The organism is Paraburkholderia sp. J63, from assembly GCF_905220245.1.
Lineage (GTDB): Bacteria > Pseudomonadota > Gammaproteobacteria > Burkholderiales > Burkholderiaceae > Paraburkholderia.
The window spans coordinates 60,049-73,346 of record NZ_CAJMZF010000021.1; the positions used below are offsets into that span (position 1 = coordinate 60,049).

Genomic DNA, 13,298 nt, shown 5'->3' on the forward strand with positions numbered 1-13,298 from the left:
CCCGATTCACCAGGTTATCGCGAGAGTACTTTATCCGCACATAGGTGCCACGAGTTCTGGAGACCGCCAGCAGGCAAATGACCGGGGCCGAATGCCGTCTCTTCAAAATTTTGGCCGGTAGCGCGTACGGCCTCCCGAACAGACCGCACTACGAAACGCTTCCACCGTCCTGGATTCATCATCTACGCGGGTCACCATGAACAGAGTTGTCGTCAGCTTGACGTCGGTTATGCGCAGAAACCTGACGTCCTTGCGATTGTTTTTCGCGATGGATTGCCCAACCATCGTCACGCCGAGTCCAGCTCCGACCAGCGCCAGTGCGGTATGTGTTTCGACTGCCTCATAGCCGACCCCCGGATCTGCGCCTGCCTGCCGCAGCGCAGCCAGCATCTGCTGGCCGAAGGGACTGCGCGGGTCTTTCGGATAGAGAATGAATGGGTGCGCAGACAACTCGGCCGCCGTCACGACTTTTTGCTTCGCGAGAGGACCGTCCAGGGGAACGGCTGCGACGAAGGGATCATCGTAGATGAGCGTGTAGTGGAGTTCAGGATGTCGCTCGAATGGCCCGATGAATCGTGATATGCCGACATCAATGCGCTTTTGCAGAAGCTTTTCCGGCTGATACTCGGTCAGGACTTCAACGAGATCGAGATGAACGTCGGGACACGCTTTCCTGAATCGACGAATGCTATCGGGCAATAGCGAGAAATTCGCAGACCGCACGAAGCCGATCCCTATCCATCCACGCTTGCCTTGCGCGATCCCCTTCACTTCGTCATCCAGTCGCGTTGCGCTGGACAGCAATTCCCTGGCGCGCGGATAAAGATACTGGCCTAGCGAGGTCAGTTCCATCGGCCTGCGCGAGCGGTCGAACAGGTCGCCGCCGATATGCTCTTCAAGTTGCGCGAGCTGCATGCTGATAGCGGTCGGGGCGACAAAAAGAGCCTGCGCCGCGAGGGCCGCGCTGCCCGATTCTACGATGGCACAGAAGTAACGAAGCTGTCTTAAGTTCATGATTCGTGAACATACCATCAAATAATCATGTTTGATCTGCGGTTCACTTTATCTAACACTGGTCGCTATTTCAATTGCGGAGTGGAACATGAGCGGTCACGCGGGTTTACCAGAGGCTGAAGCGCTTGCGGCCTTGGCGGATTTTGGCAGCGCCACGGTTTACGAGGCGCAGGGCGCGAAAGGCGCGCTGGATAGCGGCATCAAGCCGATTGACGCGGGCATGCGCATCGCGGGCCGCGCCGTGACCGTGGACGTGCGCCCGGCCGACAACCTCATGCTCCATTACGCATTGCTGCACGCGAAACCTGGCGACGTGCTTGTCGTCGACGCGAAGGGGTTTCTCGAAGCTGGCCCGTGGGGCGATGTCCTCACCGAGCAGGCGAAGCACCAGGGACTTGCGGGTCTCGTCATCAATGGCGCGGTGCGCGATGCGAGGGCGATCATCGAGATGGGCTTTCCGGTGTTCTGCCGCGGCCTGAGCATCAAGGGAACAGGCAAGAATCAGCCGGGCAAACTGAACGTGCCGGTGTGTATCGGCGACGTGGTGATTCATCCGGGCGACGTGATCATCGGCGATATGGACGGCGTCGTCGTGGTGCGTCCTGATGAACTCGATGAAGTCGTGCTCAAGAGCCACGCACGTGAGGAAAAGGAAGCGCAGTTTCGCGCTGGCATACGGGCCGGCGCGAACACCGCACAGTTGCTCGGGCTGGAAGAGACCTTGCAACGCCTGAACATCCGCTAAGACCAAAAGACAAGATCAGGACGGAGGAGACGATGAAAAAGCTCACTGCCCAGGCCGCGCTGGGCGCGCGTAGCACAGCGCTCAAGGCGACACGCTACCGGTGGATCGTGGCGGCGTTGTTCTTCGTGATCTATACGATCGCGGCAGCGGACCGCGCGAACCTCGGTGTGGCCCTGCCGTTTCTGCGCAGGCAATTCGCGATGAACAATGCGGAGGCGGGCGCGCTGGTCAGCCTCTTTCTGATCGCATACGCGGTGGCGCAATTGCCCTCCGCATGGCTGATATCGAAGTTCGGCGTCAAGCGCGTGTTCTCGATTTCGATGCTGCTGACATCGCTCGCGACGGGACTGACGGGGACAGTCGGCTCGCTGTTTGCGTTGAAGATGTGTCGCATCGGGCTCGGTTTCGCTGAAGGCCCGTTGCCGATCGGCATCACCACGACCATCAACAACTGGTTTCCCGCGCGCGAGAAGGGCACCGCGGCAGGATTGTTCCTGTCGGCGGTGAAGTTCGGGCCAGTGATCACGCCGATCATAAGCGCAGCCGTCATCGCCGTATGGGGATGGAAAGAAGTCTTCATCCTGTTCGCACTGCCGGGCGTGCTGCTCTCGGCAGTCTGGTATCTGATGGTCGCTGACAAGCCGTCGCAGAGCCGCGCCGTGAACAGCGCGGAGCTCGAACTCATCAACGCCGAAAGCGAGCGCCGGGAATCGGGGGCAGCCGTCGCGAACAAGCGGACCTGGCTGGACCGGCTCATCCGCGCGCGACGCGCGCCGTTGCTCGACACCACGCGAAAGGTGGCCACGTCATGGAACATCTACGGCTGCGCGCTCGGTTACTGCTGCCAGCTCGGCATTTCCAGCGTCCTGCTTGCGTGGATTCCGACTTACCTCTTGACCGTAAAGAAGTTCTCGGTAGTCAGCATGGGCTTCGTCGCTGCCGCGCCCTGGGTCGGCGCCGTGTTCGGCAACATTCTCGGTGGCCTGATCTCCGACCGCCTGCTGGACAAACGCAGAAAGCCGGGGATGCTGATTTCAGCGGTGGGCACCGTAGGCATGATGTTCGCACTGATTCACTCGCCGTCGGACCCCGTGCTGTATGCGGCGCTCATCTTCCTGACCGGGATGACGCTGAGCATCGGCTTTTCGGCTTACATGGCATATCCCATGCCGCTTGTTTCGAAGCAGAAGTTTCCTCTGGCGACTGCGATCGTCAATATGGGCGGGCAGCTCGGCGGCGCCGCGACGCCGTTCATCACTGGCGTGCTGCTTGATCGTTACGGCTGGGATTCGGTGTTCGCGTTCATGGCGGCCGCGTCGGCGCTGACGGTCGTCATTTTGCTGACCATCTCCGAACCGCGCAACGTTGAGGACTAGTTCGGTGGTGAATCTCAAACTCTCATTCCGTAAAAGACGATGAGCAAGCTCGAACGAGCACTTTGCCTGAACGACTTCGAGGCGATGGCGAAACGTCATCTCCCGAGGCCGATCTTCGGCTATATCGCAGGTGCTTCGGAGGACAATGTGTCGTACGAAGCAACGCGTGCATCTTTCTCTGGCTTCGCATTCCTCCCGCGCGCGCTGGTCGACGTATCGAAGCGCTCGATATCGACAAGCCTCTTCGGACAGCGCTATGCGGCACCGTTCGGCATCGCGCCGATGGGCATCAGCGCGCTGTCTGCGTATCGCGGAGATATCGTGCTCGCGCGCGCCGCGAAGGCGAGCGCGGTGCCGATGATCATGAGTGGCTCGTCTTTGGTGCGTCTGGAGGAGGTCGCGGCCGTCAATCCGGATGCCTGGTTCCAGGCCTATCTTCCGGGGGAACCAGAGAAGATCGTTGCACTCATCGAACGCGTGAAGGCAACCGCATTCCGTACGCTCGTTATCACCGTCGACACGCCGGTCGCCGCGAATCGCGAGAACAACGTTCGCACGGGTTTCTCTACGCCATTGCGTCCGTCGCTGCGGCTCGCGTGGGATGGCATCACGCACCCGTCGTGGCTGTTCGGCACTTTTCTCAAGACGATCGTGCGTCATGGCATGCCGCACTTTGAGAACAACTACGCAGAACGCGGTGCGCCCATCCTTTCGCCAGGTGTTTTGCGCGACTTCTCGGATCGCGGACACCTGACCTGGCAGCATTTAAAGATGATCCGCTCGCTCTGGCCTGGGGTGCTCGTGGTCAAGGGTATTCTTCGCCCCGACGATGCGCGTCGTGCGGTGGAATCGGGCGCTGATGGAATCATTGTTTCCAATCACGGAGGCAGACAGCTCGATGGGGCGGTTGCGCCGTTGCTCGTTTTGCCGCGTATCGTTGCGGCTGTACCTGACACACCCGTCATGCTGGATAGCGGCGTGCGCAGAGGCGCAGACGTGCTGAAGGCCATTGCGCTCGGTGCGAAGTTCGTTTTCGTGGGCCGTCCGTTTGGGTACGCGGCATCAATTGCAGGAGAAGCCGGTGTTGGGCACGGCATCAGGCTCCTCGCCGGGGAAGTCTTGCGCAACATGGGCATGCTTGGCCTCACGTCGCTCGATGACGTAACGCTAGACTGCCTGTTTGTGAAAACGCCGCTACTCCCTCCGGTCGACCAGGCCGAGTTTCCAGTGAGCGCAAGGGCATCGAATGCACGCAACGAGATAAATCTGAATCGACTGATGCTTTGAGCGCCGACTTTGAACGCCGGCGCCCCGAACTGCGGTGTCTCCAGCAGGAGCATCCGCACAGGACACGTGCGAGCTATGCAGCCTGCAGGACCGGAACTTTCACGATGGCTCCTGCGTGAGCTTTGTTTCGCTTCTCCTCAGAGGATGGCAAGGACCATTCTCACTTCTGCGCACATGGGGGATCGAGCTTTATCACTTTCGCATCGCCATCCTCTTGACGACCCAAGAGCCGCCTTTACCATCTGCGAAACGCACTCCCACGACCCATCCTGTCTGCCGAGAACAAAAGGAATCCTGCCCAAACGGCGGACGTTCATGTAGAGCACTTACAATCAATCTGATCGTCTGCTGATTGATGACACCTTCAATCGTCCGCTTCGGGAATCGGAATCTTCGACGAAAGCTTCACCTCGCGCAGCGACAGGCTCGACTGTATCGACGCGATACCGGCTTGCCGGCGCAACACGCGTTCGACGAACTCGCCGTATGCATCGAGATCGGTGGCGACCACCTGCAGAATGTAATCCGCCTGGCCGGTGATCTTGTGACACGACAGCACTTCCGGGCGATTGAGAATCATCGCTTCGAAGTTGTCCGACGATTTATCCGAGTGCATGTTGAAGACGATATGCACGAATGCAAACAGGTTCATGCCGACCGCGCGCCGATCGATGGTGGTTTGGTAGCCCGTAATCACGCCCGTGTCTTCGAGGTGTTTGCGCCGTCTCCAGCAGGGTGTCACGCTGAGCGACAGCTTCTCTCCCAACGCCGCGTTCGACATCGACGCGTCATCCTGCAACAGACGCAGCATTGAGCGGTCGACTGCATCCAGTTCGAATTTTGAACGATTTGTGCCCATTTTTTAGATCGCGTAGATAATTTGTGCTTCAAGTGTAGGGTCTGGCGCAAACGAAAGCAAAGTAAATGCGCTTGCCTCTCCGTAAACTGGTGGCTGTTTCCAACGCGACAGTCAACCATGCTTACCATCTACAGCGGCGATCATCGCCTGCATCACGGCGTCGAATTGAAGGACGGCGCGGTCACGCCATCGTTTGAACAACCCAGCCGCGTTGAGACCGTGCTGGCGCGGGTGCATGCAACAGAGCTTGGCGAGGTGATCGATCCAAAGAGCTATCCGTGCGAACACTACGTCGGCGCGCATAGCCGGCGATACGTCGATTTTCTGGCCGGTGCCTGGGAAGAGTGGGCCGCGTCGGGGCGTACGTGCCAGGCGTTGCCGCTCGTGTGGCCGGTACGCGGCTTGCCCAGTGTGGAGTTGCCCGACTTTATCGACGGCAAGCTGGGTTTTTTTTCGATGGACGCCGGATCTCCGATCAACGCCGGCACGTGGAATGCCGTGCGTGCGAGCGCGAACTGCGCGCTGACCGGTGTCGATGCGCTATCTGCCGGGGCGCGCTCGGCATTCGCGCTGTGCCGTCCTCCGGGGCATCACGCGGGTCGCGAATATATGGGCGGATATTGCTATCTGAACAACGCGGCCATTTCCGCGCAGCACGCCCTGCGTAACGGCTCGAAACGCGTCGCGGTACTCGACATCGACTTTCACCACGGCAACGGCACGCAGGACATTTTCTACGATCGCGCCGACGTGCTGTTCGCGTCGATTCACGGTGACCCCGCTGTGTCGTTTCCTTACTTCTCTGGATACGCCTCCGAGCGTGGCGCCGGGGCGGGGCTGGGCTTCAACCTCAATCTGCCGCTGGAGAAAGGCACTGCCTGGCGCGGTTACGAACAGGCATTGCGTGATGCCGGTACAGCAATTGTCGCCCATGCGCCCGATGTGCTGGTCGTGTCGCTCGGCGTCGACACCTTCGAAGACGATCCGATCAGCCACTTCAGCCTGCGCACGCCGGACTTCCTGCGCATGGGTGAGGCCCTCGCGAAATTCAACGTTCCCACGCTGTTTGTGATGGAGGGCGGCTACATGGTGGATGAAATTGGCGTCAACGCGGTGAATGTGCTGCTCGGTTTTGAAGGGCGCGGGTAACCGGTTCGATGCAGGTGACCACCATTAACAAAAAGGAGCAACAGGCATGACGCGATACATAGACGTGAAGGATGTTTCGAAACTGGTGTCGGAAGTCGGCATGATTGAGGTGATCAGGGCAATGGCATCCTACATCGAGCACGACTACCAGCGCTGGGATGCGTTCGAGAAGACCGCGCGGCTGGCGAGCCACTCGACGGATGGCGTGATCGAATTGATGCCAACCTCCGACGAACGGCTGTACTCGTTCAAATACGTGAACGGTCATCCGAAGAACACGAAGGCAGACATGCTGACGGTGATGGCTTTCGGCGTGCTGTGCGACGTTGATACGGGCTATCCGCTGCTGCTGAGTGAAATGACGTTGACGACCGCGATACGCACAGCGGCGACGTCCGCGTTGTTTGCACGTTACCTGGCCCGTCGCGATTCGCGCTCGATGGCGCTGATCGGCAACGGCGCGCAAAGTGAGTTTCAGGCACTGGCGTTCCACGACATGCTGGGCATTGAGGAAATCCGCGTGTTCGATGTCGACACAGACGCAACCGACAAGCTGATCCGCAACCTCGCGCCATTCAGGACGCTTCGCGTCGTCAGAGCGCATTCCGCCGCGGATGCCGTGCGCGGTGCCGATATCGTGACCACGGTCACCGCCGACAAGACGAACGCGACGATTCTCACACCGGACATGATCGAAGCGGGCATGCACATCAATGCGGTCGGCGGAGACTGTCCGGGCAAGACCGAATTGCACGCTGACATACTGCGCCTCGCGCGCGTGATCGTCGAATACGAACCACAGACACGGATCGAAGGCGATATCCAGCAACTGCCCGCGGACTTTCCTGTGATCGAGTTTCAGAAGATCGTCCGCGGCGAAGAGACTGGCCGCGAGGCCGATCGACAGATTACGGTGTTCGATTCGGTGGGCTTCGCGTTGGAGGACTTTTCGGCGCTGCGCTATCTCAGCGCCGTTTCGTCGGAACGCAACATCGGCGCCGGGCTGGAGTTGATCCCAGCGCCGCTCGATCCGAAGGATCTGTATGGCGTCGCAATGGACCGCAACGTCGAAGCGCCGACGCATCACTCCGTCTGTAGGGCGCCAGCTTGAACCGCCTGTCGACCACCATGATGTGGTGTAAACGTTCCTGGGAAAACTCAATCATGCAAACGAATCAGAAGTGTGCGGCGGGCATTGCGGTGACCGCAACGCTATTCACCATGACGCTTAACGCTAACGCGGACGACGTCGTGCGGATCGGCCACGTGGGTCCACTGACGGGCGCGATTGCGCACCTTGGCAAGGATAGCGAGAACGGTGCGCGTCTTGCGGTCGAGGAGATCAACGCGAAGGGGCTGTCGATCGGCGGCAAGCGGCTGACGTTGCAGCTCGACCCACAGGACGACGCCGGCGATCCGCGCACGGCGACGCAGGTCGCGCAAAGGCTGGTGGACGACAACGTGGTCGGCGTAGTGGGGCACCTGAACTCGGGGACATCGATCCCTGCATCGCGAATCTACAACGATGCGGGGATCGTCGAGATATCGCAAGCGGCGACCAATCCCGCGTACACGCAGCAGGGTTTCAAGACCACGTACCGGGTGGTCGCCACCGATGCGCAGCAGGGACCGGCGCTCGCCGCCTATGCAGTAAATAATCTGCGGGTGAAGACGGTGGCGATCGTGGACGACTCGACCGCTTACGGTCAGGGACTGGCGAACGAGTTCGAGAAAGCGGCGAAAGCGGCCGGCTTGCGCGTGCTGTCGCACGACGCAACGAATGACAAGGCCGTCGACTTCAGGGCGATCGTCACGAAGATCAAAGGCGAGAATCCGGACGCAATCATGTACGGCGGCATGGATGCAACCGGCGGTCCGTTTGCCAAACAGGCGCGGCAACTCGGCGTGCGCGGCAAGATACTCGGCGGCGATGGGGTGTGCTCAACCGACCTGCCAAATCTCGCCGGGCCGGCCTCTGATAGCGTGATTTGCACGGAAGCCGGCATGGCGCTCGAAAAGATGCCGGGTGGCGCGGCGTTCGTGCGCAGGTACGAGGCACGCTTCCATCAACCATTGCAGGTCTATGCGCCATTTGCCTATGACGCGGTGTACATCATCGTGGACGCGATGAAGCGTGCGAACTCAACCGACGCGGCCAAGGTGCTTGCGGCCATGCCGGCGACCGACTATCAAGGCGTAATCGGTGAGACGAGCTTCAACGCGCAAGGCGACCTGAAGCATGGTGCCATTTCGGTGTTCTCATACAAGGACAGCAAGAAAGTATTGCTGGACGTCGTGCGAATGTAACGCAGTGTGAGAGGGGATGATGGGTGGGTCGATGGTCTTCGAGGTTGACCAGCCCGTCAGACAGACCATACCCGCATTTCATGCGGACTATCGCGTTAAACTTTTTGTGAGACCGTGTATCCGGGTGGTGCGGATTACAAGAAACACCCGACCGATTGTGCGGCGAATGGAGCCGCCGCAGCAGCACATCATCTGACACAATCCGACACCGAGTGATGTTGTGATGCCACGGCGCATCATACGGTAAGTCGAGGCGCTCTTTACGTATGATGCAATGATGCGCCTCCTTGATCTTATATCCAGGCAGCACGAAGTGCTGACGGACTAGGGCCTAAACTAAGCATGAGCGAAATGCTGATGTGTGACAAGCCTTGCAAAAGCAGCACGTCTCGCATTCGCGCCTAGGGGCGGTTGGTGGCTGTTCTCGATGCGAGTGTTCACGCGTGCAGCCGCTTCGACGGTGACGTGCTAAATCTGTGCAAGCTCTGGTTCCCAGGCCTTTGTCGCCGGAAAACTGCGCACCTGACCGGCAACGATTCTCTTCGGCGCCGGCTTTGAACGCAGCACTCGCCGGGAGAAAGGTTTGTCTCCGGCCTCGTCGGACCGTTTGACACCGGCACGTCGAGTTCTACGCCGTGCTCATCAACCTCCCGCCACAACAGATGCGGCTCGCCGTCCGGTGTCACGAATATTTCGTCTAATGCCTTGCGCCGCATCGCCTTGGCGCGTTGGGCGAATCCCGCACCAAACCTATCGCACCAGAAAGGGACCGTTTCCCAAGTGACCACGACACCACGCTCAAAGCAACAACTCGTCGATGTCGCGCGGGGCCAAGCTGAACCGGAAGACCCTACGAGCGAACTGCGCAACCGATGACCAAAGCAGGGAAGCGATGGCCATGATAGCGATTTCGTCTTCTTCATCGCTTCATTTTGTTGCCGCATCTCCAGCAACCGGACAGTGCTGTAACTGGTAGGGCGACCTATTCGGCCCACAGGTCAGTCCGCAGTCGCCTTAGCACGCAATGCGGTCCCGATGCGTCGAGTGACTGTTCGTCCGGTCCAGTTTCAAACGCCACTGTTATCCCGAGAGCGATTCAGGATGCGCCGGCGCCGGCACGCCGCTAGCCGCTCCGTTCGTCGCACAACTGGAGAAGTATGCGAAGAACATGTCGTACTTCGTGATCGGGACGACGCAGACCGCATCGAAACCGCGAGACTGATTGAACTCGGCAACGAGTTATCGTCGGGTGTGGGACGGCGAGGAGGCCATGATGTTGAAGCCGGATTTCGATGCTGGCGCGACCGCGCGATGGAGGGCTGCGGATATTCGGACGGCATTCACAAGATTGGCGGTGCCTGCGCAAGTGGCGATGCAAAGCAGGCGGCTGAGTTGTATTAGAAATGGAAGCCGTTCATTAGCTACGAAAAACGACCCCGAATAGTTCTGCAAGCTCGCCGCGACAGCGCTTCATGAGTTGTCGTGCAGGCCATGGCGGACGCGGCTGTGCACGCGTTGAGCTATCCCACCGTACAGGAGCCTGCGCCGAACAAGGGGTGGTGGGCGGCCAGGGCGGACCAGCACATTAATCTTTCCGACCAGCACGCTGGTTGCCTCGCAGACATGGATGCCGTCGATCTACCTGCCCGCTGGATTCACCGCAACGGTCCTGCCTGTAGGCATGGAACTGGTGGTGTATCCGTATCACGAGCCGGATCTCTTCCGGTTTGAATACGCGTTCGAACAGGTCTTCCGACATCGAATTGCGCCAGTCCTGAAAGGAACATCAGCCGCGACGCGCGAGGTGAATGCCGGCGAGCATGCAACGCACTGAACCGCCCGCCATTTCGATGGTCGGGACATCAAGCGGCAGCATTTGCGCGGACCGCTCGATCAGCTTGCACTGTCGCGGTGTGAGACAGTCGAGTGCTCGCTGGGAGAGCGCGAGCACCCGGCCGTCGCGGCCCGTCAGTTCGAGCGCATTGCCAGCGAAATTGCGAAGCTGAGCATTGTCGAGCGCGATTACCGTGCGTCCCGTTTCCGCGAGACGCCGATGAATGTGCTCGCGGCGAGCCGTGTCGCTGATCACGTCAAAGCCGACGAGCGCGAAATCCGTCGCGACGCTCATCATCACGTTGGTGTGGTAGACCGGTTGCCCGTTCGTATCCGCTGTATCGAAACACATCGGCTCGAAGTTGAAATGCGTGCAGAAGCGTTCAAGTGCAACGGGGTCGGCGCGTCGCGAACGCGCTGTGTACGCGATGCGCGCCACGTGATCGAGCACCATCGCGCCCGTGCCTTCCAGAAAGATATCGTCGTGTTCAAGGCCCGAATAGTCGACGACGTCCTGCACCCGATACTCCGTCTTGAGCATGTCGATAACGTCGGGCCGCCTTTCGCGCCGGCGGTTGTGGCTGTACATCGGATATAGCGCGACATGGCCGCCGGGATGCGTCGAGAACCAGTTGTTGGGGAAGACGGAGTCGGGCGTACCGTTTTCGCCGGGATCATCAAACATGTGCACGCGAACACCCACGTCGGACAGTCGCCGTGCGGCGGCCGTCACTTCGTCGCGCGCTGCGTCGGCGAGAGCGTGTGCATGGGTATCGTCATGCCCGGCGGGCTCGCGTTGAAAGGCGTTATCCCCGGCTGTCTCGGGGTTGGGTGTGAAGCGGTGAGGACGCACCATCACGACGGCCGACGGGGCCTGAATCGACAAGCGGTTCATATGTGCAAATGGAAGGCAGTTCGACGGAACGTTCGTGATTCAATGCGTTGGTTCGAGCGCGACGATTCGGGACGCGGGCGCAGTCTGCATGCTGACCAATGCAAAGAGATTCTTCGGATCGGCGGCCGGTGGGATCAGTGAAATCTCCGTGCCAGCGACGTATTGCACCGCAAGCGCATACAGATAGCGCAGTGCGGAATAGTCTTCCAGCGCGAAGCCGACGGAATCGAAAATGGTGACCTGCGATGCGTTTTTCCGGCCTGCTGTTTCGCCTCGAAGCACTCGCCAGAGTTCGGTGACTGGAAAGTCAGAAGGCATCTGCTGGATGTCGCCTTCAATACGGGTTTGCGGCTCGTACTCAACGAACACGTGGCCTATCCGCAGCACATCGGCGTGCAACTCTGTCTTGCCGGGGCAATCGCCGCCCACTGCGTTCAGATGCATGCCCGGTTCGATCATGTCCAGTGTGAGGATGGTTGCGTAGGCCTTGTCGGCTGTAACCGTCGTGACGATATCGGCACCGCGCACGGCATCTGCCGTCGATGCCGCACGAACGACACGCAGCGCAGGGTAAGCAGACAGATTGTGCACGAGCTTGTCAGTTGCACGCGCGTCCACATCGAAGATACGGATTTCCTCGATACCGAGTTGCGTGTGAAACGCGATCGCCTGGAATTCGCTTTGTGCACCGTTACCGATCAGCGCCATCTTTTTCGAGTCGGGTCGCGCCAGGGCCTGCGCGGCAAGTACGGAGGTCGCGGCCGTGCGCAGCGCAGTCGTCAGCGTGAGTTCGGCAAGCAGCACGGGGTAGCCGGTATCGACGTCGGCGAGCGCGCCGAACGCCATCACCGTATGAATGCCGCGCTGCGCGTTGATCGGGTGACCGTTGACATATTTGAACGCGAACAGTTTGGCATCAGCGACTGGCATCAGTTCGATCACGCCGTCGCGCGAATGGCATGCGACACGCGGCGATTTGTCGAAATCGGGCCAGCGCAGATAATCGGCGCGCAAGGTGCCGACGAGTTCGGCCAGAAAGCGCGGTACGCCTAGGCTCGCGATGAGGCGGCTAGTGTCGGGTACGTCCAGAAAGCGGGTCATGGATGTGTCTCCTCCGGTGACTTGCGGCGGCCAGGTGCCGCGCGATAGAGACATTATTTCCATGATCGAAGCCAACAGAAAGATGGCAAAGATGCCAAAATTGCTAGTAATGTTGGCATTTTGTTAAGTCTAGGTGAGCAATATGTTCAAGTGCGCTATTTTACGCGCTACGTCGGCCGTATGCTCGGCGCCTACTCACCGCAAAAAAGGTCCCTTATGATCAATCTCGACGACGTCGATCGCCAACTCATCGCGCTGTTGCGAGACAACGCACGGGCCTCAGTTGTAACGTTGGCGAAGGAACTAAGAGTGGCGCGCGCGACGGTCCAAAACCGTCTGACACGGCTTGAGAAGAACGGCGTGATAGTCGGCTATACGCTGAGGCTCAAGCCGGCGGCAGAGAAGCATCGGATTCGTGCGCTGATGTCGATTGCCGTGCAGGGTAACCGGGCCACTGATGTGATCAAGGTGCTGCGCGGGCATCCGAACGTAGCGACCATCCACAGCACAAATGGGCGCTGGGACCTGATCGCCGAACTGCACGCTGATTCGCTGGAAAATTTCGATCGCGTGCTGGGCGCGATCCGGCTGATCGACGGCATTGCAAATACCGAGACCAGTATTTTGCTGTCGACACACAAGGCATAAATGGTTGCGGAGACTGCTTATGACTTAAATCTATCGAAACCATCCGTTTTCCGCCCTTAACTCCGGGAGCAAGGATTGCCGCGC

11 protein-coding genes are annotated in these 13,298 nt (G+C 59.6%); 7 read left to right on the forward strand and 4 right to left on the reverse strand.

Annotated features, from left to right (window positions below; all coding sequences use genetic code 11):
* Nucleotides 1-102: 102 nt before the first annotated feature.
* Complete coding sequence (locus U5775_RS22250; RefSeq protein ID WP_322060256.1) at nt 103-1,014, reverse strand: LysR family transcriptional regulator; 912 nt, start codon at nt 1,012-1,014, stop codon at nt 103-105.
* Between the two features lie 88 nt (nt 1,015-1,102).
* Here U5775_RS22250 and U5775_RS22255 point away from each other — a divergent pair, with 88 nt between their 5' ends.
* The 3 genes from U5775_RS22255 to U5775_RS22265 are packed head-to-tail and all read left to right on the forward strand — an operon-like array spanning nt 1,103 to nt 4,422.
* Complete coding sequence (locus U5775_RS22255; RefSeq protein ID WP_322060257.1) at nt 1,103-1,759, forward strand: 4-carboxy-4-hydroxy-2-oxoadipate aldolase/oxaloacetate decarboxylase; 657 nt, start codon at nt 1,103-1,105, stop codon at nt 1,757-1,759.
* Between the two features lie 32 nt (nt 1,760-1,791).
* Entirely contained in the window at nt 1,792-3,135 is a 1,344-nt protein-coding gene (locus U5775_RS22260; protein ID WP_322060258.1) for an MFS transporter, read from the forward strand.
* Nucleotides 3,136-3,174: 39 nt separating this feature from the next.
* A complete protein-coding gene (locus U5775_RS22265) occupies nt 3,175-4,422 on the forward strand; it encodes an alpha-hydroxy acid oxidase (RefSeq protein WP_322060259.1) in 1,248 nt (415 codons plus the stop codon).
* A 364-nt stretch (nt 4,423-4,786) separates the two neighbouring features.
* On the opposite strand, the gene U5775_RS22270 is transcribed toward U5775_RS22265, so the two are convergent.
* A complete protein-coding gene (locus U5775_RS22270) occupies nt 4,787-5,281 on the reverse strand; it encodes an Lrp/AsnC family transcriptional regulator (protein ID WP_322060260.1) in 495 nt (164 codons plus the stop codon).
* 117 nt (nt 5,282-5,398) lie between these two features.
* Between U5775_RS22270 and U5775_RS22275 the strand changes: the two genes are divergently transcribed.
* The 3 genes from U5775_RS22275 to U5775_RS22285 all read left to right on the forward strand — a co-directional run bounded on the left by U5775_RS22275 (nt 5,399) and on the right by U5775_RS22285 (nt 8,737).
* Entirely contained in the window at nt 5,399-6,430 is a 1,032-nt protein-coding gene (locus tag U5775_RS22275) for a histone deacetylase family protein (protein ID WP_322060261.1), read from the forward strand.
* A 46-nt stretch (nt 6,431-6,476) separates the two neighbouring features.
* Nucleotides 6,477-7,541, forward strand: a complete 1,065-nt coding sequence (locus U5775_RS22280; protein WP_322060262.1) for an ornithine cyclodeaminase — start codon at nt 6,477-6,479, stop codon at nt 7,539-7,541.
* A gap of 110 nt (nt 7,542-7,651) precedes the next feature.
* On the forward strand, nt 7,652-8,737 hold the full coding sequence (locus U5775_RS22285; protein ID WP_322060307.1) for a branched-chain amino acid ABC transporter substrate-binding protein: 1,086 nt from the start codon (nt 7,652-7,654) through the stop codon (nt 8,735-8,737).
* Between the two features lie 1,786 nt (nt 8,738-10,523).
* Here U5775_RS22285 and ctlX read toward each other — a convergent pair.
* Nucleotides 10,524-11,465, reverse strand: a complete 942-nt coding sequence (gene ctlX / locus U5775_RS22290; protein WP_322060263.1) for a citrulline utilization hydrolase CtlX — start codon at nt 11,463-11,465, stop codon at nt 10,524-10,526.
* 39 nt (nt 11,466-11,504) lie between these two features.
* The gene (locus U5775_RS22295) at nt 11,505-12,566 is read right to left on the reverse strand and encodes an ornithine cyclodeaminase (protein ID WP_322060264.1); all 1,062 of its coding nucleotides are present in this window, start codon (nt 12,564-12,566) and stop codon (nt 11,505-11,507) included.
* Nucleotides 12,567-12,782: 216 nt separating this feature from the next.
* On the opposite strand from U5775_RS22295, the gene U5775_RS22300 reads away from it, so the two are divergent.
* Nucleotides 12,783-13,214, forward strand: coding sequence for an Lrp/AsnC family transcriptional regulator (locus U5775_RS22300; RefSeq protein WP_322060265.1), 432 nt, complete (start codon nt 12,783-12,785; stop codon nt 13,212-13,214).
* Nucleotides 13,215-13,298: the final 84 nt, after the last annotated feature.

Excerpts from the sequence above, each read along its gene's own strand:
- U5775_RS22300 (WP_322060265.1), top strand. The coding sequence starts at position 12,783 with ATGATCAATCTCGACGACGTCGATCGCCAACTCATCGCGCTGTTGCGA.
- U5775_RS22260 (WP_322060258.1), top strand. The coding sequence starts at position 1,792 with ATGAAAAAGCTCACTGCCCAGGCCGCGCTGGGCGCGCGTAGCACAGCG.
- U5775_RS22285 (WP_322060307.1), top strand. The coding sequence starts at position 7,652 with ATGACGCTTAACGCTAACGCGGACGACGTCGTGCGGATCGGCCACGTG.
- U5775_RS22270 (WP_322060260.1), bottom strand. The coding sequence starts at position 5,281 with ATGGGCACAAATCGTTCAAAATTCGAACTGGATGCAGTCGACCGCTCA.
- U5775_RS22275 (WP_322060261.1), top strand. The coding sequence starts at position 5,399 with ATGCTTACCATCTACAGCGGCGATCATCGCCTGCATCACGGCGTCGAA.
- U5775_RS22265 (WP_322060259.1), top strand. The coding sequence starts at position 3,175 with ATGAGCAAGCTCGAACGAGCACTTTGCCTGAACGACTTCGAGGCGATG.
- U5775_RS22295 (WP_322060264.1), bottom strand. The coding sequence starts at position 12,566 with ATGACCCGCTTTCTGGACGTACCCGACACTAGCCGCCTCATCGCGAGC.
- U5775_RS22255 (WP_322060257.1), top strand. The coding sequence starts at position 1,103 with ATGAGCGGTCACGCGGGTTTACCAGAGGCTGAAGCGCTTGCGGCCTTG.
- U5775_RS22250 (WP_322060256.1), bottom strand. The coding sequence starts at position 1,014 with ATGAACTTAAGACAGCTTCGTTACTTCTGTGCCATCGTAGAATCGGGC.
- U5775_RS22280 (WP_322060262.1), top strand. The coding sequence starts at position 6,477 with ATGACGCGATACATAGACGTGAAGGATGTTTCGAAACTGGTGTCGGAA.
- ctlX (WP_322060263.1), bottom strand. The coding sequence starts at position 11,465 with ATGAACCGCTTGTCGATTCAGGCCCCGTCGGCCGTCGTGATGGTGCGT.